The following is a 23,466-nucleotide window of genomic DNA, read 5'->3' on the forward strand; positions in this document are numbered from 1 at the left end:
GGAGGCTATATTTTTAAAATTTTAACAAGCTAGCATTAAAATACTAGTTTATTTCTAATATAATAGTTTACTAATATTGCATAGTGACAACACCAGAATATTGCGATAAGTTCTCTGAATTAATGTCTAATATTCCTACTTCAGTTGATCTCTGACCTGTAGCTTTAATGAATTTATCTGCTTTTTCGAATAGCAACATCCCTATGATTGATAGTGCCTTAGTTCGGTAATGCATGGGAATGGTAATTGTGGGATTTAGCTGTTGCACCACTTTTGCGGCCTCTTCACCATTTAACGTCATTTTGCCGCCTACTGGGATCATAAGAACGTCCACCTTACCAATGTCTTTAATAAGGTCCTCCGTCAAAAGATGACCTAAGTCTCCACAATGGCAGACCGTCAAACCGTCCACTTTAAACCTGAATAATATATTTTCTCCCCTCTTTTTGCCATTTACTTTATCGTGGTATGTCTTGAATCCACTTATCTGTACGTCACTGCAATTGTACTCTTTTGCTTCATTGACAAGTTCATAATTTCCAGTTGCAACATGAATTTTATTGTGGTCTCCATGATCGTGAGTGACTGCAACAATATCCGTTTCGATGGGCTTAGGCATTTTATATCCAAGGAAGCGATCAAATGGATCGATTAAAATCTTTTTCCCAGCCTCTGTAGTTACCAAAAAGGCAGATTGACCAAACCATTTAATTTGCATAATAAGCACATCCTCTAATTATCTTTGTTTTATATTCAACCCTTGTTAAGTTCTTAACTCCTCATAAAAACTATCCCACAAAACTTTTGTTCTCGAAGCAATTTCAATTTGACTATTGTACAATCTACTTCTCTTCGTTATTCCATTGGATATATTTACGAAAATTTCCGCAATATGTTGAGCGGGCATTTTTGTTCGAATTTCCCCACTCTCAATCGCTTGCTCAACAACCTTAATCCACCCATTTAACTCATTTTCATGCAATTGGAGAAGGACATCCGTAAATTCAGGGAATAGTCTGTTAGCCTCGGTTAACAATGTTGTGAATTTTAAGCGATTTGTTGGAGAATTACCGATAATTCTCATAAATGTGGATTCCGACTTAGTCTCCTGAATTAATGACAAATAATTTTCATAAAATTGCTTTAATGTTGTCTGTTGGATTTGGTCAAAATTAATATGACTAATTTCAGCAGCCGTGTTCACTACTTCACGAAATAGCCCTTCTTTGCTATCAAAATAATGATAAAATGCCCCTTTAGACATTCCACTCTGCTTAACTAATTCACTCATCGTTACCTCTTTAAAGCTTTTCTGCAAAAACAGTGTTAAAGCCGTATTGATGATGTGCTCTCTTGTATTTACCATATTCTCTACCTTTCCATTCCAACCGACATACCGTCCGGTCGGTTTTTTTGATATTATACCACTAATTTAATTTTGTAAAGAGGTTATAACTTCAAGAAAAAACTGTTTTATTTGATAAAACTTATATGAGGAACCATCACCACAGTGTGTACATATTGTAGTAAAAACAAGTTGAACTTGTCTTTGTAGAAATATTTATAGATTGGATGTGTCACTAATTCTGTATTTTAAGTATAGTCCAGAAAATAATGAAGGATTATGTAACCAGCTAATGGCTTTTTTTAGAGTAATTGGTGAGTCATTATACTTTTCTAAACAAGGGAATAAAGTCGGCATTATTATAAATGATTTTCAAACAAGAAATTCAAGTGATATCATTGATTTCGACATTAATTTTTCTAAGATCAGTTTTGACGCCTTTGTTGATTTAAAAGAGCTTACTCAATTATTATCAAAAAAAAATATTTTAGTTAATCTACCAGAAAATATTGATAGTACTAAGCAGGATATTGTTTTCTGTAGTCGATTTTTAAATCGAATTATGACTTCAGAAGAGAACAAAGAAAATGGAGCTTTTATAGCAAATCATTTCCCATTTGCTAAAAAAGTATTAACGATCTCAAATGCCATAATTGACTCAATGTCATCATATTCCAATTGGAAGGCAATTCATTTAAGAATTGAAGATGAATTAGTGAATTTCCATTCAGATTCCACAACAGATTTTGAAGGTTATATCGAAAATCAACTATTACAAGCTATCGATATGATTAATACACCAAACTTATCAGCAGTCTACATTGCAGCAGGTATTAAAGAGGAAAAATTTAATAAAATTGCTCAGATATTTGGTGATAAACTACCTAACTTATTTATTTTAAACAAACTAGAAGTTTTGAAAAACCAGCCCAGTCTACTAAAACAGTTAAATGATTTAAGCTTAGAAGAGCAGGCATTGGTTGACTGGCTTGTCTGTATTGGTGCACCTCATTTCTCTGGTCTGCATGCCTCTTCATTTGCTTATCTGGCTGGTTATATACGTCATTATCGTGGTTTTGATAAAGTAACAACTCAACTTTGGCCAACTTATCAACCTCTTTGGGAATTGTGGTTTCCTCGAATTTAATTTACTCATTTGTGTTTGAACTGTAATTTATCGAAAATAAACTTTAAACCCTTTTCAATATGATTAGGGTATTTTTGTCGTACTTTCCTACTATTACTTTTTCACTATCATTTTAGTAAAATTTTTCGTTTGTGGCGCACAATATGATTATAATTTACAATGATGAAAAAGAAATAAAAAGAGTGGTGAATAGATTTGTTTAAATTATTACTCATTGAGGATGATTCTTCTCTATTCTCTGAAATTGAAGATCGCCTTACTGGATGGTCCTATGAGGTATTTGGGATCACAGACTTTAGTAAAGTAATTCAAGAATTTACTGAGATTAAACCAGACTTAGTCATCATTGATATCCAACTTCCAAAATACGATGGTTTTCATTGGTGTCGTATGATTCGTTCCCATTCAAATGTCCCAATTATCTTTTTATCTTCAAGAGACCACCCTTCGGATATGGTCATGTCGATGCAGCTTGGCGCAGATGACTTTGTCCAAAAGCCGTTCCATTTTGACGTTCTTATCGCCAAGATTCAAGCTACTTTACGTCGAGTTTATAACTATAATACTGAGAAAATCGCACTTAAAACTTGGTGTGGTGCCACCGTCGACTATGAAAAAAATACTGTTTCAAATGAAAGTGGAGCAATTGAACTCACAAAAAATGAGATTTATATTTTAAAACTGTTAATTGAACAAAAGAACAAAATTGTTAGTCGCGAGGAATTAATAAATGGACTTTGGGAAGATAAGCGTTTTATTAGTGATAATACCCTAACAGTAAATGTAAATCGTCTACGAAAAAGACTTGATGAAATAGGATTAGGACAATTTATTGAAACAAAAGTAGGGCAAGGTTACGTTGCTCTAGAAGAGGAATTCTGATGATTAAAACCTTTCTAATTGAGCGAATTAGTTGGATTCTTTTTTTTCTACTATCACAGGTATTCATTTTATTTGTTTCATTTATTGATTCTTCAATACCATTAACTTCACTGCTTTATATTGTTTTTTTATCTCTATTATTGTTTATTATTTTTTTAGTCGTTCGGTATCCAAAAGAAACTAGATTCTATAAGAGTTTGATCGATCGTGAAGATGATCTTGATTTGACAGGAATTGTAGATTCTAATAGTCCGTTTGAAGAAATAGTTGAAAACAGTTTAACGAATCAAACAATCTTATTAAAAAAAGTAGCGGTTCAAAATCAAACCCATTTAGAAGAAGAAAAGGACGATCTCCTATCTTGGATTCATGAAGTGAAAACACCTTTAACTGCAATGAACTTAATGATTGATCGAATGAAGGATGAAAAGTTAAAATCAAACTTAACATTCGAATGGTTGCGTATCCACTTATTACTAGATCAGCAGCTCCATCAAAAAAGAATACCTTTTATTGAAAACGATCTTTATATCGAAAAAATTCAGCTTGAAGATGTGCTATTTCCAGAAATTAAGACATTACAGTCATGGTGCATACATAAAGGAATCGGTTTTGATATTGAACTTGAGGAATTAGAAGTTTATAGTGATGCAAAATGGCTTTCGTATATCATAAGACAGCTTTTAACAAATGCAGTAAAATATAGTACCTCCTCTGACATTCGAATTACAAGTAAACAAAGAAATGGGCAAGTTATTCTTGAAATTGAGGACTTTGGTCGCGGCATACACTCAAAAGATTTACCGCGCATTTTCGAAAAAGGCTTTACTTCTACCACCCAACATCAAGATAACGCCTCAACAGGCATGGGCTTATATTTAGCACAAAAGGCTGCACTGTCCCTACATATTACGTTTCAAGTAAAATCAGAACTAGATAAAGGCTCAATTTTCACGTTAATTTTCCCGAAACGGAATGAATTTGTAAAAATAACAAGCATGTGACAAAATTGTCACATGCTTTTGTTTATTGTTCGGTTAATCAAAGGAAACAATAGAAGGAACCTTTTATACTTACTTTATCAAATGAAAATAAAGGGGTGTACGAAAATGAATATTTTAGAAGCAAAGAAAATTCATAAAAGTTACGGAAATAAATTTAATAAACAGGAAGTTTTAAGTGGCATCGATATAAACATCGAAAAAGGTGAATTTGTTAGTATTATGGGTGCATCTGGATCGGGTAAAACAACTTTATTAAATGTTCTTTCGTCGATTGATAAGATTAATACTGGCACGATTGCAATTGAAGGCAAAGATATTACGGATATGAAAGAAAAGCAATTAGCAGAATTTCGTAAAAACTATTTGGGCTTTATCTTCCAAGAATACAATTTACTAGACACATTAACTGTAAAAGAAAATATTCTTCTTCCTTTATCAATTACTAAAACGTCGCCTAGTGAGGCAAATCAAAAATTTGATGTAATTGCTAAAGAGCTTGGTATTTTTGAATTAAAAGATAAGTATCCGAATGAAATCTCTGGGGGCCAAAAACAACGTACTTCGGCTGCTAGAGCATTTATTCATGAACCTAGTATCATTTTCGCGGATGAGCCAACAGGTGCTTTAGATTCAAAGTCTGCATCAGATTTATTAAATAAATTAAGCGAACTAAATGAAAAAAGAAATGCCACAATTATAATGGTTACACATGATCCAGTAGCAGCAAGCTTTTGTAATCGAGTTATCTTTATTAAAGATGGACAAATTTATTCACAACTTCACAAAGGCGATGAAACAAGACAGAATTTCTTTAAAGATATCATGAAAACTCAAGGTGTATTAGGTGGTGTTCACCATGAGCATTAATCACTTGATTTTCCGAAATTTAAAAAAGAATATAAAGAACTATTATCTTTATATTTTCGCTTTAGTTTTTAGTGCTGCCTTATACTTCTCGTTTGTTACGCTACAGTACGATCCATCCATGGACGCCACAAAGGGTTCAATTAAAGGTGGAGCCGCAATTCGCTCAGCGTCGATTTTACTTGTTGCAATTGTGTCGATTTTCCTTTTATATGCAAATATGATTTTTATTAAAAGAAGAAGTAAAGAAATTGGTTTGTTTCAATTAATTGGAATGACGAAAGACAGGATTTTTCGAATTCTAACAGTTGAAAACTTTATTCTTTATTTTAGTTCATTGGTTATTGGGATCTTACTAGGTTTTTCAATTTCAAGACTAATCATTATGATTTTATATAAAATCACAGGGGTTAAAGCAATTGCTAGTTTGCATTTTTCAACACAAGCATTAGTTCAGACAATAATTGTGTTTGTTGTGATTTATGCATTCATTATGTTAATGAATTACGTTTTTATTAAAAGACAAACGATTTTATCGTTATTCCGAGTGGTCTCATCGACTGAAGGAAAACTTAAAAAAATGTCTGTATTTGAGATTTCTATTGGAGTTTTAGGTATTTTATTAATCATCTCAGGTTATTTTTTATCATCAAAACTATTTGATGGTGATTTTACTACGATGACTGAGCTATTTTCAGCAATGATCTATATTTTAGCGTCAGTTATTATTGGAACTTATTTAGTGTATAAAAGTTCAGTTCGTTTTATTTTAAATATTATTCGCAAAAAGAAAAATGGCTATTTAAATATAAACGATGTCCTATCATTATCTTCAATTATGTTTAGAATGAAGTCTAATGCTTTATTACTAACGATTATTACAACCGTATCAGGTCTTGCTATTGGCTTATTATCTTTAAGTTATATATCTTACTATTCTGCTGAAAAAACGGCGGAGAGCCATGTCCCTGCTGATTTTTTCTTAGGCAATCAGAAGGATTTACAAACTTTCACATCCGCTCTTGATAAAAGTGGCATTAAATATACAGAAAAACACATCGAAGTTCTTCAAGTTAATGCAAATATAAAGAATATACTAGATAAACAGTTAGATGGAATGATGAAGGATGCAGATAAGTTCCCACTAGCGGTCGTAAACGAAAAAGCGGCTAAAGTGAATCTTGCTCCAAATGAAGCACTATTTACCGGTTATGATGATATGCTTCAAAAATTTATGACATTGAAGGATTCGGGGAATCTTGAAATATCTAGTACAAAGAAAACATTTAAGCTAAACTATTTAGGTTTAAAACGTGATAAAATTATCCCTTCATACTTTACAAACGGAGGATTTCCTACAGTTATTGTAGATGATCAAGTTTATAAAAGTATAAAACAGAATCTCGATTCATCTATTCAAAAAAAATCTACTGAATATAACGGTATTAATATAAGTGATGAGAATTTAATCAAAAAGGCAAATGGCATCTATATGGATCATCAATTGGATAAAAATTATCCTAATGATTCTCGACTTGAAATCGTTAATAGTCAGAAAGCAAATATGGGGCTTATTATGTTCATCGTCGGATTTTTAGGATTAACATTCTTAATGACATCTGGATGTATTTTATATTTTAAACAAATGGATGAGAGTGTTGATGAAAAGCCTAATTACACAATTTTACGTAAGCTTGGTTTTTCTCATAGTGATTTATTAAGAGGAATTCGATCTAAACAGTTGTTTAATTTCGGTATTCCACTCGTAATTGGACTAGTTCATAGCTATTTCGCTGTCCAGTCTGGATGGTTCTTATTTGGTGCTGAAGTTTGGACACCAATGATCATTGTCATGGTTTTATATGCCGTTTTATACTCTGTATTTGGTATATTATCCGTTCTTTATTATAAAAAAGTAATTAAAGAAGCTCTTTAAAAATAAGAAAATACCTACTAAATAATAGAAGTTCGATTTGAGCTTCTATTATTTTTTTATTTCTTTTGAATTATAATAGCTATATAAAAACTACTTTAAAGGTGAATCAAAATGACAAAAACAATCGTTGAAAAGCTAAACTTAACAAAATATAAAAAAGCGACAGTTTTATTTCAACCTAGTAATACAAATTATTTTACAGATTTACCCCATTTTGAAACAGATCTATTGAATTCTCCTTACGATCTAATATTTGCTTTCGTACTTAATATGGACTCACTTAAAGAGCTCATGACAAAGATTATAGATAATAACTACTTAAATAAAAACGGTTATATTTTTGTAGCCTATCCTAAAAAAGGCAATAAAGTTTATCCTACTTATATTCATCGCGACGATTTATTTGAAGGATTAGGTGCAGACGAGAGTGGCTACGTCGGTTCAAGCACAATTAAGTTTGCTCGAATGGTAGGACTGGATGACGTTTTTACAGTAGTTGGATTAAAGGACGATTCGAAAACAAAGGCTACAAACAATTCAAAAGCTAGTCAATGTGTAGATGATTATATTGACCTCATACCAAACGTTGAAAAGGATTTAGAGGAAACGCCTGAACTGCTTACGATCTATCAATCTCTCACTCCTGGATATCGAAAAGATTGGGCTCGCCATATATATAGCGCTAAGCAAGAAGCAACAAAAGAAAAAAGGCGGGAAGAAATGAAAGTGGTATTAGGTGCAGGGTACAAAACGCTGGATTTATATCGTAGAGATCATAAATAATTGAGTATACACTAAAAAGCTCAGTCAGATTTTCTGACTGAGCTTTTTTCTTTAGCAGCAACGAGTTACTTTTCCACCTTTCGAATTAAAGCGGGATTCTTGTGCTTCGATAAAGAACTCTTTTCTCGTTTGAACTGGTTGATTAGGATGGTGAGTTTTCATATGTTCTACGTATTTCTCATAGCTTGGTACGCCAACAAGTAGACTAATGAACTGTTTATAATATTTTTTGAACTCCTTTATTTTATAATGCATAATTTTTAGGATCGCTTTCTTCTCGTTTTATATAAGGAGTTTCATGTGATTTTATTGGTTTATTAGACAATATATTGATCCAATTTCGTATCGAAGCAATTAAAACTAGGAGTACGATGAGCATAAATAATCCACAAATCGTTGCATCTATATAGTCATTTAAAATAATTTGATTCATTTGTGCATGACTAGTTGCCGGAGCGAGAATTGTACCAGCATCTACATCTTTAAAAATTTTAGCATGCGCTAAGAATCCTATTTTTGGTACTGGATGAAATATCTTTTGCCACCCTGCAGTCATTGTAACTACTAATATCCAAATAGTCGGCACTAGCGTAATCCATGCATAAGCTTTTTTCCCCATTTTCAACAAGATCGTTGTGCCGAGTAATAATGCAATTGCCGCAAGCATTTGATTCGCAATACCGAATAAAGGCCATAAAGTATTGATTCCACCAAGTGGGTCAATAACTCCTTGGTAAAGGAAATAACCCCATCCGAACACACAAATAGCGGTTGCAATTAGATTAGCCGGAAGGGAATCTGTTTTGCCAAATGGCTTGTATACATTACCTAGGATATCCTGCGTCATATATCGTCCAATACGAGTACCCGCATCAATTGTTGTTAAGATAAATAGTGCTTCAAATAGAATAGCGAAATGATACCAAAAAGCCATTAATGCTTTTCCACCGATTACTTTAGAAAAGAGTGCCGCCATACCAATTGCTAAAGTTGGCGCACCACCAGTACGCGAAAGGATTGTTTGCTCTCCAACATCTTTTGCTAGCGTAGATAATTCGTGAGACGTTATGGTAAATCCCCAACTCGAAACTACTTGAGCCACTTGATTCACGTCTGTTCCAATAATCGCAGGTGGACTATTGATCGCAAAGTATGCTCCTGGCGTTAATAAACACGCCGCAATCATTGCCATTACTGCAACGAATGATTCTGTTAACATAGCACCGTACCCAATAGCACGGGCATGCGTTTCACGCTCCATCATTTTTGGTGTAGTGCCAGATGCAACTAATGCGTGGAATCCAGAAACAGAACCACATGCAATTGTTATAAATAAAAATGGAAATAGATTTCCGGCGAATACAGGACCTGAGCCATCAATAAATTTTGTAACAGCTGGCATTTGTAAATCTGGTGCCACAAAAATAATTCCAACCGCTAAAGCTAAAATCGTACCAACTTTCAAAAACGTACTTAAATAATCACGTGGAGCTAATAAAAGCCATACTGGTAAAACCGATGCTATAAATCCGTAGCCAATTAACATAAGCGCAATTGTTTCACCTTTGAATGTAAACATCGCTGCCAGCGTTGGACTTTCTGCAACATATTGTCCAGCAACTAAAGAAAGTAGTAGTAAAATCACACCAATAAATGATCCTTCCCCTACTCGACCTGGACGGATGTATCGCATATAAATACCCATGAAAAGTGCGATTGGAATAGTTGCTGCAATTGTAAACATTCCCCACGGACTTCCCGCAAGAGCTTTTACAACTACTAGTGCTAATACAGCCAATAGAATAACCATAATGCCTAAAATACCTATTAATGCAATGACCCCGGTTATTGGGCCAATCTCTTCTTTAATCATTTCTCCGAGCGATTTACCATTTCTACGCGTCGAAGCTGCTAAAATAACAAAATCCTGTACTGCCCCTGCAAATACAACTCCTACAATAATCCAAATCGTACCAGGTAAATAGCCCATTTGCGCAGCTAAAATTGGTCCAACTAGTGGTCCAGCCCCAGCAATAGCTGCAAAATGATGACCAAATAATACCCACTTGTTCGTCGGTACAAAATCTTTCCCATCGTTGTTAATTTCTGCAGGTGTTTTACGGTCTTCATCAAGTTTAAACACTTTTTCTGCAATAAACTTACTATAAAACCGATAAGCTACTGCATATGTACAAACAGCTGCTGTGAGGAGCCAAATCGCATTAATTGTCTCCCCTCTTTTTAAAGCTAAGACAGAAAAACAGAAAGCCCCAAGTATCGAAATTAATCCCCAAACTACGATTGATTTTAAAGATTTCACAAACAAGAACCTCCTTCTCCATTTATAACTGAAAGTATATCACCAATTCAGAATTTTTTGTAAATTAATGGTAAAAAAAGTATAAAAACGACATTTTTACTGATTTTAAGCTAAATATTCTACAAAAAAGTAGACGAAAGTTATATTGAACTTTCCTAATTAGGGAAGTTCAAGTGAAAATACAACTTGTAACGATTGTTAACTTACATAAAAAAACCACCTTAGCATTTAAAAGCCAAGATGGTTTTCATTCATATTAAATTGACTACTTAACTTTTTGAATAAAATTAATGTCAATCAGTTCGTTCAGCCTTTGTAATTCTTGTTCCCCTAATAACATTTTTCCTTCGTTTAAAGATACTAGAGCACTTTCAATTAAATACTTACGTGGCGTTTTTGACTGCAACAACTCATTTTGCAAAAAGTCTAGTAGTTCATTGTATTTTTGTTGTTCATCGCTATTTAGCACAGACTTTTTCATAATGCAAATAATACTACAAAGCTTTTGTTGAAGATTTTCTTCAGTCTTTCTTACTGGTAACCATCTATCTAAAAGCTCCAAATTAAATAATTGTTCTCCAGATTCCTCAACATCTTTAACGATCTTAATTATACGTTTAACACTATAACGGACAACTTGATCCATACTAGTATTGATATCCTTGGCAAGGTCATAGTATCTCACATTATGGTGAATAATACCTAAAAACATAATGGCACTATCTAATAAGAAAACTTTTTTTTCACTACCAAAAATGTCTAAAAATCGTGTATACACCCAATTTAATGTTTTGAAATTACCTTCTCTAATGAATTGCTTGATATCTAGGTCATTTATATAAATTACTTCTTCAAACAGAGAAATCAATTTATTATCTCTATTTGCTTCCATTAATAAAGTTACTTGCTTAATGAAAATTTCAATATCAGAAGGACTCTGACCGATTAATAACTCATTTCTTTCTTGTTCAAGTTTTTTATAAATCGTATTAAATAATGCGACTACTAAATCACTTTTAGATGAAAAATAATTATAAAATGTACCTTTAGATATACCGCTATAATCTAGTATGTCTTGGATAGACGTCGATTGGAATCCCTTTTCTATAAACAATTCATGGGCTATTTTTACGACATGCTGTTTACGATCATTCATATAATCACCTTGGTTCTAGTTAATTACTGCTTAAAAAACATAGTACATTATTTTAGCAATTAAAACTAGTAAATATCTTATTAGATTATTAAAGATTTCTAATGGTTATTATAATTGCATCTAATGAATGAATGGTATATCATATTATGTTATATAGAAGATGGAAACACAGTTCAAAAAAATGAACTAGTTGTACAAAGGAGGGGGAATCATGGACCATTCCATGAGTAAATCGGTACGCCCACCATACGGGATTATTACAATCCTGATGATTGGGGCGTTTATTGCGTTCTTAAACAATACATTATTAAATATTGCCTTGCCTTCGATCATGAAGGATTTGGACGTTGAGCCATCAACAGTTCAGTGGTTATCTACTGGATATATGTTAGTTAATGGGATCTTAATTCCAACTACGGCTTTTTTAATCCAAAAGTATTCTGTTAGACATTTGTTTATAACAGCACTACTTTTATTCAATATCGGTACTTTTACCGCAGGTTTTGCACATATCTTTCCTTTATTATTAACTGGCCGTATGATTCAAGCTTCAGGTTCGGCTATTTTAATGCCATTATTAATGAATGTAATGTTAACTAGCTTTCCTGTTGAAAAACGTGGAACTGCAATGGGCTTCTTCGGTTTAGTAATGATGGGTGCACCAGCAATTGGACCAACTTTATCTGGTTGGATTATTGAACACTATGATTGGAGAATGCTTTTCCATGTAGTATCACCAATTGCAATAACAATTTTAATTATTGGATTTTTCTTACTAAAAGACAAAAAAGAGAAATCAAATAGTAAGATCGATCTTCTTTCAGTTCTTTTATCAAGTTTAGGATTTGGTGGATTATTGTACGGATTTAGTTCTGCTGGAACTGATGGATGGGAAAGCCCAAAAGCTTATGTTGCTTTAATTGTAGGGGTTCTTTCATTAGTACTATTTATCACTCGTCAATTAAAACTTGATACACCAATGTTAAACTTTAGAGTTTATCGTTACCCTATGTTCGCCTTATCTTCGGCGATTTCAATCGTTGTTACAATGGCTATGTTCTCAGCAATGATGCTTTTACCAATTTACACTCAGACACTTCGTGGCATTAAACCGTTTGATGCGGGATTAATGCTATTACCTGGTGCTCTATTAATGGCAATTATGTCACCAGTCACAGGTAAACTATTTGATAAAATCGGTGGAAGAATTCTTGCGATGACCGGTTTAATCATTATGACGATTACTACTTATTTACTAAGTAAATTAACACTGGATACAACCCACACTCAAATTATTGTTTTATATGCATTACGTATGTTCGGTATGTCAATGGTAATGATGCCAGTATCAACAAATGGTTTAAATCAGTTACCTAAACGATTCTATCCACACGGAACTGCTATGAACAATACATTACAGCAAGTATCTGGTGCTATTGGAACTGCTTTATTAATTACAGTTATGTCAAATCGTACAGCATCGAAAGCTAAAGAATTATCTACTGAAGCAATGAAGCATGTAACAAGTAAACCAACACCTGATATGATTGCTCAAATCAAACAAGAAATCACGATGAAAGCAATGCTTGAAGGTATTAATTTCTCATTTTATGTGACAGTTTTCGTTATAGCAGTAGCGCTGATTCTTTCGTTCTTTATTAAACGATCAATAGCAGCAGAAGAACCGGTAGTTAACGAAAATACGGATGTAAATTTTAAGAAAAAGTTAGTCGGGAATTAAACAAAAGTTCAACCAATTTAATTGGTTGAACTTTTTTTATTTAACCTTCAAATATAAAAAGTTATAATTTAATTAATGAATTATTAGAATAAATCTTTATTATTTAATACTAACTTATTGGATGGTTTAAATGTGCTAAGAAAAATTTTTTTAACTCTTTTAATCGCTTTTCTACTATTTATGACAGGTAATCAGACCACGAAGGAGAACACTGAAATGGATCAAGTTAAGTTGAATTACGGAAAATACGAGATTCCAAAAACACTAGTTAACGCTATTAACTTACAAAGTGAATTACAAAGTGAAGGAATAACACAATTTGGAGAATTAGGTGGACTATTTTTCTCATATGAAAAAATCGATACTCGTTATTTAAATACCCCATTAGATGTAATCCAATTTGCAAATACTGGTTCAGATGGAGTTCATTTTGGCTTTTTAACTGATTTTGGCCAAGTTAATGATTTAGAAAATGCATATATTGTACGTGTTTCTCCAATGGACTCTGATGATCCAGTACAAATCGTTGCTAGAAACTTACGTGATTTCTTAAGGCTACTTTGCTATGCACCAGGTGCTGTAGAGGTGGTTGATGTTACTTCTGATGAGGATACATTTCACAGTGTCCCTGAAATAGCTGCAACTCAAACAATTGAAGGCTACGATGCCAAAGCAAGAAAGGCTCTTCAACAAAGATTTTCCCTTGAATCAATTAACTCAATCGAAAGCTATTTAAACGAAGTCAAAAATGAGCGAGAAAGTGAAATCTTATTACCGACCGAGGATAGCTTAGGGATCACAAATAAGTCTGCAACGATAACGGAAGAACCAAGAATTCAAAAGTTATTTAAGTTTGATGATAATGATCTATCATTAGATACTGACGAAGTAGTTCACTTTTTTGAAACTTCCTCAGTTGAAGCAAAATTGGTGTTTCTACGCGAAGCCCAATCGAAGGCATTACTATATGATGATGAAGAACTAAAACTTTATCTTTCAAAACAACTACACTTAATGCATTTGGAAGATGAGGCAGTAAGAATTAAATATTAAGTAAATCTCTACTATTTTTATACGAAGTATCTGAAAAGTATGAGGAGAGTGTCCCAAAGATTCGTTAAAAATCTTCGAGACACTCTCTTTATTATTTTTTATAAATAAAATAATCAAAATCAGCATGAAGCCCTTGCCCAGTCGTATCCTGACACTGCATTCCAACAAACGCACCCGTAAAGAATCCTCCGCCTTGAATATAATCATCAGATAGTTTATAGGAATAATGTGTCACAGGTATTGCTGTCCACTCTTGTCCATCAATTGAGTAAGAGTACTGGTAAACATTCGTTTTCACATCTACTCGAAGGTACACATATTCAATATGTTCCGGAATAATAATTTCGTTTCCTTGAAGAGGCTGATCGAATGTAAAATTATCACATGTTACTAATTCTAGAATTCTGCCCTTCTCTTCATTCCAAGTAATTTGACATGAAGTCCAATTTTGAGTGTTATAGTAATTGACTAAACCAGCAGATTGATGGAATGTACTAGGATTAAATGCCACCTTTGTTTCTGCTGTAAAATTAAAATCCTGCCAACGTCTTGCTATAAATGACTGGGTAAATTTAGATGTAAGTGATTCTCTTCCATAAAGTCGAAGATGTCCTGGATTGTCTTTTAGCGAAACGATTTTCTCACCTAATGGAATTCTCAAGTTTTGAAAGTGAGGGTTTAATTCTTCTGAGTTAAAGTCATCCTTCTCTGGATAATCGCTTTCCCATTTTATTTCACCAATTTTTGGACCTTCTATTTCAAGTGAAGGACTATTTCCCCCCACAACATAAGGCCAATCGTTTTTCCACTCAAGCCTTTGAATTGCCGTTTCTCTTCCTAATGGACAAAAGCCCCTAGGATCTAACAACGGTTGACCTTCTCTTGGTAATGGTCTTCCTGTTAGATGGACAAGAAACCATTCATCAGTATGTGTTTGAACAATTGATGCATGTCCTGCTTTTTGAAGTGGAGTTCTTGGAGCATGGAATGACGAAATCAACGGGTTTTCTGGGTGTACTTCATACGGACCCCTTAATTGTTTTGATCTGGCAATCGTCGCTTGGTGATCGTATTTCGTGCCGCCTTCTGCTGTTAATAAGTAGTAGTAATCATTTATTTTATATAAATGTGGTGCTTCCGTCAGTTTAATATCTGTTCCTTTAAAAATTACCTCTGCTTTTCCAATCAGTTTCCTTTCTTCTACGCTGTACTCTTGTAGTGAAATACCATAGAAGCTATGATTGCTTATACGGTGATCCCAAACCATGTTGACTAAATACTTCTTTCCATCCTCATCATGGAATAGGGATGGGTCAAAACCTGTACTATTTAAGTAAACTGGATCTGACCATTCTCCATCAACCGTGTCACATGTTGCAAGGTAATTATGGCAATCCTTCCATTGACCTTCGACTACTTTTACATCAGTGTAAATTAGCCAAAACTGTCCGTCTCGATATGATAATGCGGGAGCCCAAATACCGCCTGAATCAGGATTACCCATCATGTTCAATTGACTTAAACGGTTTAAAGGTCTTGATGCTAAGCGCCAATTTTTTAAATCCTTTGAATGGTAAATTCCAACTCCGGGAAACCATTCAAATGTTGATACTGCGATGTAATAATCTTCCCCAACTCGACAAATACTTGGATCCGGATTAAATCCTGGTAAAATTGGATTGCTGATTTTAGCCATTTTAAACTCCTCCATATGAATCTTTATTTTTTAGTAAGCTCCTTTAATAAACTCAGAAACATTTTTTTGATAGAACAGCTCTAACTGATCCAATTCAGCTTTCGAAAAAGACTGGATATTCATTGCTTCTAAGTTTTCATTCACTTGGTGTTGGTTTCTAAATCCAGGAATGACGCATGTAATTTCCTTTTGATCTAAAATCCATCTAAGTGCTGCACTAGCCATAGTTGACCTACCTTCAGTAATCCAGTTAATTCGATTCGCCAACTCTACGCCCTTTTTAAATCCCAATCCTGCAAATGTTTCTCCAATATTAAAGGCAGCTCCATTTTCGTTAAAGTTTCTGTGGTCATCTTCTTCAAAAATATGATCAACCGTGTATTTACTAGATAATAGCCCACTAGCCAATGGTAATCTTACAAGAATTCCTACTCCTTTTTTATAAGCTTCAGGAAGTAGGTCCGCTAATGGTTTTTGACGAAAAATATTAAAGATAATCTGTAGGCTTTTCACATTTGGGTTCTCTAAACAAATCAACCCTTCTTCAACCGTCTCTACACTTACCCCATAATGACGGATTTTCCCTTCACTTTGTAAACGATCTAGCACATCAAACACTTGTCCATCCTTTAATATTTCAGTAGCTGGACAATGAACTTGATATAAGTCAATCACATCACGATTTAATCGTTTCAGACTATCTTCACAATAGGATTTAACCGCTTCATATGTGTAATTTTCTGGTGCAAAGATGTCACCTTTTCGACAAAACTTTGTTCCAATATATATTTTATCTTCTAGCCCTTTTGTTGCTTTAGCTAGTAGCTCCTCACTATGTCCATCACCATAAACATCCGCAGTATCAAAAAAATTCACACCTTGATCTATCGCGTGTTGCAATGACTTTAATGCTTCATTATCATCTGTTTTTCCCCACGCTCCACCAATAGCCCAAGTACCAAAGCTTACCTCACTAATCTTTAAATCTGTATTACCAAGCTCCCGGTAATTCAAGTAGACCCCCTCCTTTTAGCTCTTTGTACTACTTTCTAAATTCCGAAAGCATCACATTTAGTTCCCTCGTTTTTGTATAAACCTGTTTATAAATTAAATAAAGCTTCTCATAATTTTTAACGTTTTCTTCAATTGGTTTATATGAAGTAATTGGTTTAATAAAATCTTCTGCACAAGCCTCTAATGATTCAAACCAACCGCAACCATACGCAGCAAGCATTGCCGCTCCCATTCCAGGTCCTTGTTCACTCGAAAGTTTAATAATCGTTGCATTAAAAATATCTGCTTGCATCTGAAGCCATACAGGATTCTTTGCACCGCCACCAATCGAAATAATTGAATCAATCTTTTTACCGTTATGTCGGAAAATCTCAATTGACTCATTTAATGAAAAAGTAATTCCCTCCATGACAGCCCTTGCAAAGTCATTTCTCTTATGTGATGCGTCCATTCCAATAAAGCTAGCTCTTATAACTGAATCCGCATGCGGCGTTCTTTCACCAACCAAATATGGCGTAAACAGTAAACCATTTGAACCAATTGAAACTTGATCTACACTTTCTAGTAATTGTTCAAAATTCTCATGCTCTGCAAACGTATCCTTAAACCAACTTAAAGAAAATCCCGCTGCAAGCGTTACACCCATTGAATAGAAAGCATCTTCCTTACCATGGTTAAAATAATGAACCTTACCTTTAAAGTCGTGGTCGCCGTGCTCTTCATAAGAAAGGACAACCCCTGAAGTACCAATACTACATAGCGTATTACCCTCTTTTAAAATTCCTGAGCCAATTGCGCCACAAGCATTATCTGCTCCACCTGCAAATACTTTTACTTCGCGACTAAGTCCTGTCAGTTTAGAAACCTCTTCTGTAACTGTTCCTACGCAACTATGTGACTCAACAATTGGCGGGCAAAGATGTAAAGGAATATCAAATTTAGTACATAATTCTTCACTCCACTGCTTTTCCTTTACGTTTAACAGTAATGTTCCCGCTGCATCTGAGTATTCAGTATGAATTTCACCAGTAAGACGATAGCGAAGATAATCTTTAGGTAACAAGAATACTGATGCTTGTTCAAAAATCTCTGGTTCAAATTCTTTTATCCAAAGAAGCTTTGGTAAAGTAAATCCTTCAAGAGCTGGATTTTTCGTTATTCCAAGTAGGCGTTCTTCGCCTACGATTTCATTGATATATTCACATTGCTTAGTCGTTCTTGTATCATTCCATAAAATCGCATTGCGAAGGCAGTTTTTTTCTTTATTCAACAACACTAGACCATGCATCTGACCAGAGAAGCTAATCCCTTCTATATCATTCGGATGTCCATTAAAATCTCTAACTAATTCGGTAAGTCCATCGATTGTTTTTTCAACCCACTCTTCAGGATTTTGTTCGCTATATCCAGATTTCTCTTGAATTAATGGATAGGAACGAGACACTTCTTGGCAAACCTCGCCATACTGATTAACTAATAAAATCTTTACAGCACTTGTACCTAAATCAATACCTACTACATATTTCATAACAATCATCCCTTATCATTTTTAATCCCACCGTATGAGAAAAATGTGCTGGAAATAGTGAAATTCCCAGCACATTTTATGGTCATTTAAACCGTTGCGAATTCAGAAATCGCTTCTAATAAATATTGGTTTAATACTGCTTTTAGACGCTCTTCACGACCAGATTTATTTTGGATTTCACCTAAATTTAACGCATATGCTTCAAGTGTACGGAAATTTGCTTTATTATCTACGATTTCCTTGCCGATTCCATAAGTAAAGCTGCTATAGCGATCTTCAATAAAGTTTTCAAATACTTTATCTTCAATTAATTTACTTGCTACTAATGCGCCAATTGCAAAACTATCCATTCCAGCAATATGGGCATGGAATAAATCCTCTACATCAAATGAGCCCCTTCTTACTTTCGCATCAAAGTTTAATCCGCCTTTTCCTAAACCGCCATTTTTTATGATTTCATACATCGCTAGTGTAGTCGAATATAGATCTGTAGGGAATTCATCCGTATCCCAACCAATTAATTTATCTCCTTGATTGGCATCGACTGAACCAAGCATTCCATTAATTCGAGCAACACGTAATTCATGCTCAAATGTATGCCCCGCAAGTGTTGCGTGGTTCGCTTCAATATTGAATTTAAATTGCTTCTCTAAACCATTAGCTTGTAAGAAAGCTAGTCCAGTTGCTACATCAAAATCATACTGATGTTTTGTTGGCTCTTTTGGTTTTGGTTCGATTAGGAACTGGCCATCGAATCCAATTTCTTTTGCGTAATCTACAGCCATGTGGAAGAATCGCGCTAGGTTGTCTTGCTCAAGTTTCATATCAGTATTCATAAGTGTGTCATAGCCCTCACGTCCACCCCAGAATACATAGTTGATTGCTCCAAGTTCTTTCGCAACTTCTAATCCTTTTTTTACTTTTGCTGCTGAATATGCAAATACATCTGCATTGTTAGACGTAGCAGCACCATTTACATAGCGAGGATGAGTAAACATATTTGCTGTATTCCAAAGCAATTTTGTTTTACTTGTTTTCATATATTCTTTAATCATTTCTACAATTACATCTAGGTTTTTATAAGTTTCACTTAATGTATTTCCCTCAGGTGCAACATCTGAATCGTGGAAGCAGAAGAATGGAACATCTAGCTTTTCATAAAATTCAAATGAAGCTTCCACACGGGCTTTAGCAAGATCTAATCCTGCTAAGTGATTCCAAGGGCGTTGCATTGTTCCTGCTCCAAATGGATCTGAACCGTCTGCAGTAAATGTGTGCCAGTATGCAACTGAAAATCTTAGTAAATCCTCCATTGTTTGACCATTGATGATTCTTTGAGGATCATAATATTTAAATGAAAAAGGATTTTTTGATTTAGGACCTTCGAATTTAATTTTATTAATATTAGTAAAGTAACTCATGTTTAATTCCTCCTAAAATAGTAGTTTTAAATTCTATGACTTATGTGAAATAACAATCCATGTGCGCAATACTTTCATATCATCTGGCTCAATCCTTTGTATGCCAGTCAATTCCTCATTTACTTTAAGGTTTGGAGCGTTGGTTACCCACGTATAAGGCTCAGGGCATAAAAAACCGCTTCTCCCATCCTTGTTATAAACGACCCAGTGTTTAAAACTTTGATCAACGGTGTAGTTAATCTCAATTCCCGTTGATTGATTCATTATTTGTGCTGTTTGGAGTCCACTAGCATTTGGACTAGATAGAAAAACATCATCCAACTCTAGTCCATACAAGCTCATTCCTTCACTTAACTCATCTTTGTATTCAATATCTTCTAGTTCCCCCGTTGGTAAGAATCGATCATTTAGTTTCCAACGTTTCTTAACTGGAAGTTTGAGAATTGACGTTTCTTCAGGGAATAAAAAGCTAGTATGGTATCCAAATCCTAACGGTAAAGGCTCATTACTTTTATTTATAATTTCTGCTTTTTTAGCAAATAAATTATCATTTAATATATAGTTCATCCTGATCATAAAGTGATGTGGAAATTGAGCCATAACATCATCATGTTTACTTGAATCAAACTCAGTAACAACTTTTACTGTATGATCATTAACTTCAATACTTACTACCTCCCATTTCCTTGTGTGAACAAAGCCATGGATGTGATTCTGTTTATCTAATTCATTAATTTCAAATTGGTAAGTCCTGTCATTAAAGCTAAACTTACCTCGATCAATTCGATTAGGCGGGAATAAAATTGGAGTACCAAACAGAACTGGATTGTTTACATATTCCTTAGTAGAGGTCGGAACTCTTAAAAGCTCTGTATTTGAACCTTTATGGACCATGGAAATCAAGTTCGAACCCCACCCAGGAATAATAATAATCTCCAATTCACTATTACCCGCTTTAATCGCTGGTTCGTCTAAAAAAGAGATTTCTTCAGCATAAGTACTCATCTTTATTCCCCGTTCTGTCATTTCTAAATTCTAGACATTACTAATCTTGCTTTTTCTTACGTCTAACCGATTGAAGCTGTACATTCCACAAAACATGAAAATCCACGCAATTGATACAGCACTAAAGAATGGAGTTAATCCTGGTTCGTACAGCAGTAAAAATAAAATGGCTACTAAGCTAATTAGCATTAGCAATGTAATATGAAAATGAAAGATACTTAAAAAGAATGCGTTTTTTATATATTCCTTCAGTTTGAAATCGTAATGTACATAGATTGGGAAAATATAAAGTAAAATCATTAAGTAAACAGCTGTAATGATTAATAAAGGAACGATTAGTATAAACTGGAACAGCCCTTCTACCGTTCGAATGTAAAACACATCAAAAGCTAGGAATATTCCGCTGAAAATGAAAACCGATCCAAGTTTGTTAGCGTTTTTAAATTCCTTAAGAAATACAGCGAGAAATGTTCTCCAAATCGGCAAATCCGTTTCTTTTAAAATCCATTTACGAACAATAGTAAAAAGGGCTACTGTAGCAGGGAAAAAACCGAATATAATTAGTCCTGCGATTGAAAAGAGAAACCATAGTAGATTGACGTACGCTAATTTCATAATCCATTCACATACCGTAAACAGTTTCCCCATTGTTTTTCCGAGTATCATCTAATCACTCTCCTTTACGAAAACATTAATACCTTTATCTACCGTGATTATCCTTTTACTGACCCTGACGCAATTCCTTCAACGATTCGATTACTTAAAATAAAGAAAGCAATTAAAATTGGTAAAATACTGATCACTAACGTAGCTCCGATTGCTCCCCAGTCAGTTGTATACTGGCCAATAAAGTTTTGAATACCTACTGTTAATGTTTTAAATTTATCTGAGCTAATAAATGTATTAACGAAAACAAACTCATTCCAGTTGTAAATCATGTTGATAATTGCAGCCGTAGCAATTACCGGAGACGTCATTGGTAACGTAATCCTAAAGAAGATATGGTTAATCGAAGCCCCATCCATAATTGCAGCTTCTTCCACTTCCCTAGGTAAAGCCTCATAAAATCCAATTAAGATCATAATCGTAATTGGTAGATTAAAAGCTGTGTATGCAAGTATTACCGAAAGTGGATTATCAATTAAATTAATTTTCGTAAACGTATTAAATAATGGAATAAGCGTTGAATGGACTGGAATCATTAAACCTACCATAAATATTCCTAATACCCACTTACTTGCCTTCCAATTCATTCTTGTTATTGCAAAGGTAACCATACTTGCTAGTACAACCGTTAAGATAACAGCAGCAATTGTATAGGTCACACTGTTAAAGAAGTACTGACTTATGTTTCCTTCAGTCCAAACTTTTGTATAATTCTCCCATTTTGGGCTTTCAGGTAAAGAAAAAGGAGACATATTAAAAACTTCTTGATTATTTTTTAATGAAAAAAGAAATAGCCAGATGATCGGAAAAATTTGAAAAATCGCTACGACTATAAGGAAAAGGTACATGAGCCCATAAGCAATTTTCCCTAACATTCTATTTATACTACGGTCTGTGTTCTTCTCCGTTACAATAGCCTGAGATCCTGAAGCTCTTACCGTATCCACCTATAATCCCCCTTTCTTTTTAGTAAATATCATTATTAGATTCAGTAAATTTTCGAATAACCCAAGTGACAACTAAACAAATAATTAATAAGAAAAAGCCAATTGCGCTTGCATATCCAAAGTCAAAGCCTTTAAAAGCTTTTTGATACATATAGGAAGCCATTACTTCACTAGAACCATTTGGTCCTCCGCCTGTCATAACATAAATTAAGTCGAAATACTTAAGTGATCCAACTACCGCAAGAACAATCGTCACTTTAACAACATTCATAATTAATGGTAGTTTTATTCTTATTGCAATTTGTAATGGTGTCGCTCCGTCAATCCTTGCCGCCTCAATTAGCGATTCAGGAATATTTTTAAGAGCTGCATAGTAAATCAGAATATAAAAACCAGCATATTGCCAAATAATCGGGATAATAATCGCGTATAATGCTAGGTTAGTTTCTGCTAACCAGGCAGGAGGATTATGAACTCCAAGAGAAACAAGTATGCTATTTAATATCCCATTAGTTGGGTGATAAATTTTAAGCCAAAGCTGTGCAATTGCAACCGAGGCAAGTAGCATTGGTATAAGATAAATTTTTCTAAGAAGGTCTGCACCTTTAATTTTTCCAGCAAGTATAAATGAGATGAACAAGTAACCAATTAAACTGACTGCCGAAAATACGGCTAATAAAAAGGAGTGGAAAGCACTTTTCCAAAATAGAGGATCATGTAATAGGTGGGAGTAATTCTCTAAGCCTATGAATTCCTTTTTCCCGATTCCATTCCATTTCATTAAGCCAAAGTATCCTGTTTGTACAATTGGAACGTAAATCAAAGCAAGAATTAGAAAAAGAGCTGGTGTAATATACAGCGCAATTATTTTTTTATTCGACATTGTTTTATTCATTTCGTTTCAACTCCTTCCTCTTTAGTTAGTAATAAAAGGGCATATGAGATTAAAACCTATATG

Annotated in this window: 21 protein-coding genes; 8 read left to right on the forward strand and 13 right to left on the reverse strand. The window is 34.1% G+C overall.

The window, feature by feature from the left end; translation table 11 throughout:
- Window positions 1-70 precede the first annotated feature (70 nt).
- The gene (locus CN692_RS10105) at window positions 71-718 is read right to left on the reverse strand and encodes an MBL fold metallo-hydrolase (protein ID WP_098119021.1); all 648 of its coding nucleotides are present in this window, start codon (window positions 716-718) and stop codon (window positions 71-73) included.
- Window positions 719-763: 45 nt separating this feature from the next.
- Entirely contained in the window at window positions 764-1,366 is a 603-nt protein-coding gene (locus CN692_RS10110; protein WP_098119022.1) for a TetR/AcrR family transcriptional regulator, read from the reverse strand.
- Window positions 1,367-1,637: 271 nt separating this feature from the next.
- On the opposite strand from CN692_RS10110, the gene CN692_RS10115 reads away from it, so the two are divergent.
- From CN692_RS10115 to CN692_RS10140, 6 genes are all read left to right on the forward strand, one after another.
- A complete protein-coding gene (locus tag CN692_RS10115; RefSeq protein ID WP_098119023.1) occupies window positions 1,638-2,492 on the forward strand; it encodes an O-fucosyltransferase family protein in 855 nt (284 codons plus the stop codon).
- 195 nt (window positions 2,493-2,687) lie between these two features.
- Window positions 2,688-3,374, forward strand: a complete 687-nt coding sequence (locus CN692_RS10120) for a response regulator transcription factor (protein WP_098119024.1) — start codon at window positions 2,688-2,690, stop codon at window positions 3,372-3,374.
- On the forward strand, window positions 3,374-4,378 hold the full coding sequence (locus CN692_RS10125) for a sensor histidine kinase (RefSeq protein WP_098119025.1): 1,005 nt from the start codon (window positions 3,374-3,376) through the stop codon (window positions 4,376-4,378). Before CN692_RS10120 ends, CN692_RS10125 begins: the two co-directional genes overlap by 1 nt.
- A gap of 105 nt (window positions 4,379-4,483) precedes the next feature.
- On the forward strand, window positions 4,484-5,245 hold the full coding sequence (locus CN692_RS10130; RefSeq protein ID WP_098119026.1) for an ABC transporter ATP-binding protein: 762 nt from the start codon (window positions 4,484-4,486) through the stop codon (window positions 5,243-5,245).
- On the forward strand, window positions 5,235-7,178 hold the full coding sequence (locus CN692_RS10135) for an ABC transporter permease (protein ID WP_098119027.1): 1,944 nt from the start codon (window positions 5,235-5,237) through the stop codon (window positions 7,176-7,178). Before CN692_RS10130 ends, CN692_RS10135 begins: the two co-directional genes overlap by 11 nt.
- Before the next feature lie 111 nt (window positions 7,179-7,289).
- Complete coding sequence (locus CN692_RS10140) at window positions 7,290-7,961, forward strand: YdeI/OmpD-associated family protein (protein WP_098119028.1); 672 nt, start codon at window positions 7,290-7,292, stop codon at window positions 7,959-7,961.
- 51 nt (window positions 7,962-8,012) lie between these two features.
- On the opposite strand, the gene CN692_RS10145 is transcribed toward CN692_RS10140, so the two are convergent.
- From CN692_RS10145 to CN692_RS10155, 3 genes are all read right to left on the reverse strand, one after another.
- On the reverse strand, window positions 8,013-8,216 hold the full coding sequence (locus CN692_RS10145; protein ID WP_098119029.1) for a YbdD/YjiX family protein: 204 nt from the start codon (window positions 8,214-8,216) through the stop codon (window positions 8,013-8,015).
- Window positions 8,206-10,281, reverse strand: coding sequence for a carbon starvation CstA family protein (locus CN692_RS10150; RefSeq protein WP_098119030.1), 2,076 nt, complete (start codon window positions 10,279-10,281; stop codon window positions 8,206-8,208). Before CN692_RS10150 ends, CN692_RS10145 begins: the two co-directional genes overlap by 11 nt.
- Before the next feature lie 265 nt (window positions 10,282-10,546).
- A complete protein-coding gene (locus tag CN692_RS10155) occupies window positions 10,547-11,437 on the reverse strand; it encodes a TetR/AcrR family transcriptional regulator (protein ID WP_098119031.1) in 891 nt (296 codons plus the stop codon).
- A gap of 211 nt (window positions 11,438-11,648) precedes the next feature.
- Here CN692_RS10155 and CN692_RS10160 point away from each other — a divergent pair, with 211 nt between their 5' ends.
- Both CN692_RS10160 and CN692_RS10165 read left to right on the forward strand, forming a co-directional pair.
- Entirely contained in the window at window positions 11,649-13,178 is a 1,530-nt protein-coding gene (locus CN692_RS10160; RefSeq protein WP_098119032.1) for an MDR family MFS transporter, read from the forward strand.
- 216 nt (window positions 13,179-13,394) lie between these two features.
- The gene (locus CN692_RS10165; protein ID WP_098119033.1) at window positions 13,395-14,231 is read left to right on the forward strand and encodes a hypothetical protein; all 837 of its coding nucleotides are present in this window, start codon (window positions 13,395-13,397) and stop codon (window positions 14,229-14,231) included.
- A 91-nt stretch (window positions 14,232-14,322) separates the two neighbouring features.
- Here CN692_RS10165 and CN692_RS10170 read toward each other — a convergent pair whose 3' ends face one another.
- From CN692_RS10170 to CN692_RS10205, 8 genes are all read right to left on the reverse strand, one after another.
- Window positions 14,323-15,927: a glycoside hydrolase family 43 protein gene (locus tag CN692_RS10170; protein ID WP_098119034.1), complete on the reverse strand. Its 1,605-nt coding sequence runs from the start codon at window positions 15,925-15,927 to the stop codon at window positions 14,323-14,325.
- Between the two features lie 30 nt (window positions 15,928-15,957).
- On the reverse strand, window positions 15,958-16,941 hold the full coding sequence (locus CN692_RS10175) for an aldo/keto reductase (RefSeq protein ID WP_098119035.1): 984 nt from the start codon (window positions 16,939-16,941) through the stop codon (window positions 15,958-15,960).
- A 28-nt stretch (window positions 16,942-16,969) separates the two neighbouring features.
- A complete protein-coding gene (xylB, locus tag CN692_RS10180; RefSeq protein ID WP_098119036.1) occupies window positions 16,970-18,469 on the reverse strand; it encodes a xylulokinase in 1,500 nt (499 codons plus the stop codon).
- An 86-nt stretch (window positions 18,470-18,555) separates the two neighbouring features.
- On the reverse strand, window positions 18,556-19,890 hold the full coding sequence (gene xylA / locus CN692_RS10185; protein ID WP_098119037.1) for a xylose isomerase: 1,335 nt from the start codon (window positions 19,888-19,890) through the stop codon (window positions 18,556-18,558).
- A 33-nt stretch (window positions 19,891-19,923) separates the two neighbouring features.
- Window positions 19,924-20,895 (reverse strand): aldose 1-epimerase, encoded by a 972-nt coding sequence (locus tag CN692_RS10190; protein ID WP_098119038.1) that lies wholly within the window; start codon window positions 20,893-20,895, stop codon window positions 19,924-19,926.
- A 30-nt stretch (window positions 20,896-20,925) separates the two neighbouring features.
- Window positions 20,926-21,561 (reverse strand): YesL family protein, encoded by a 636-nt coding sequence (locus CN692_RS10195; protein ID WP_098119039.1) that lies wholly within the window; start codon window positions 21,559-21,561, stop codon window positions 20,926-20,928.
- A gap of 47 nt (window positions 21,562-21,608) precedes the next feature.
- A complete protein-coding gene (locus tag CN692_RS10200) occupies window positions 21,609-22,436 on the reverse strand; it encodes a carbohydrate ABC transporter permease (RefSeq protein ID WP_098119121.1) in 828 nt (275 codons plus the stop codon).
- 91 nt (window positions 22,437-22,527) lie between these two features.
- Entirely contained in the window at window positions 22,528-23,403 is an 876-nt protein-coding gene (locus tag CN692_RS10205; RefSeq protein ID WP_098119040.1) for a carbohydrate ABC transporter permease, read from the reverse strand.
- Window positions 23,404-23,466: the final 63 nt, after the last annotated feature.

The organism is Bacillus sp. AFS002410 (assembly GCF_002556365.1).
Lineage (GTDB): Bacteria > Bacillota > Bacilli > Bacillales > Bacillaceae_G > Gottfriedia.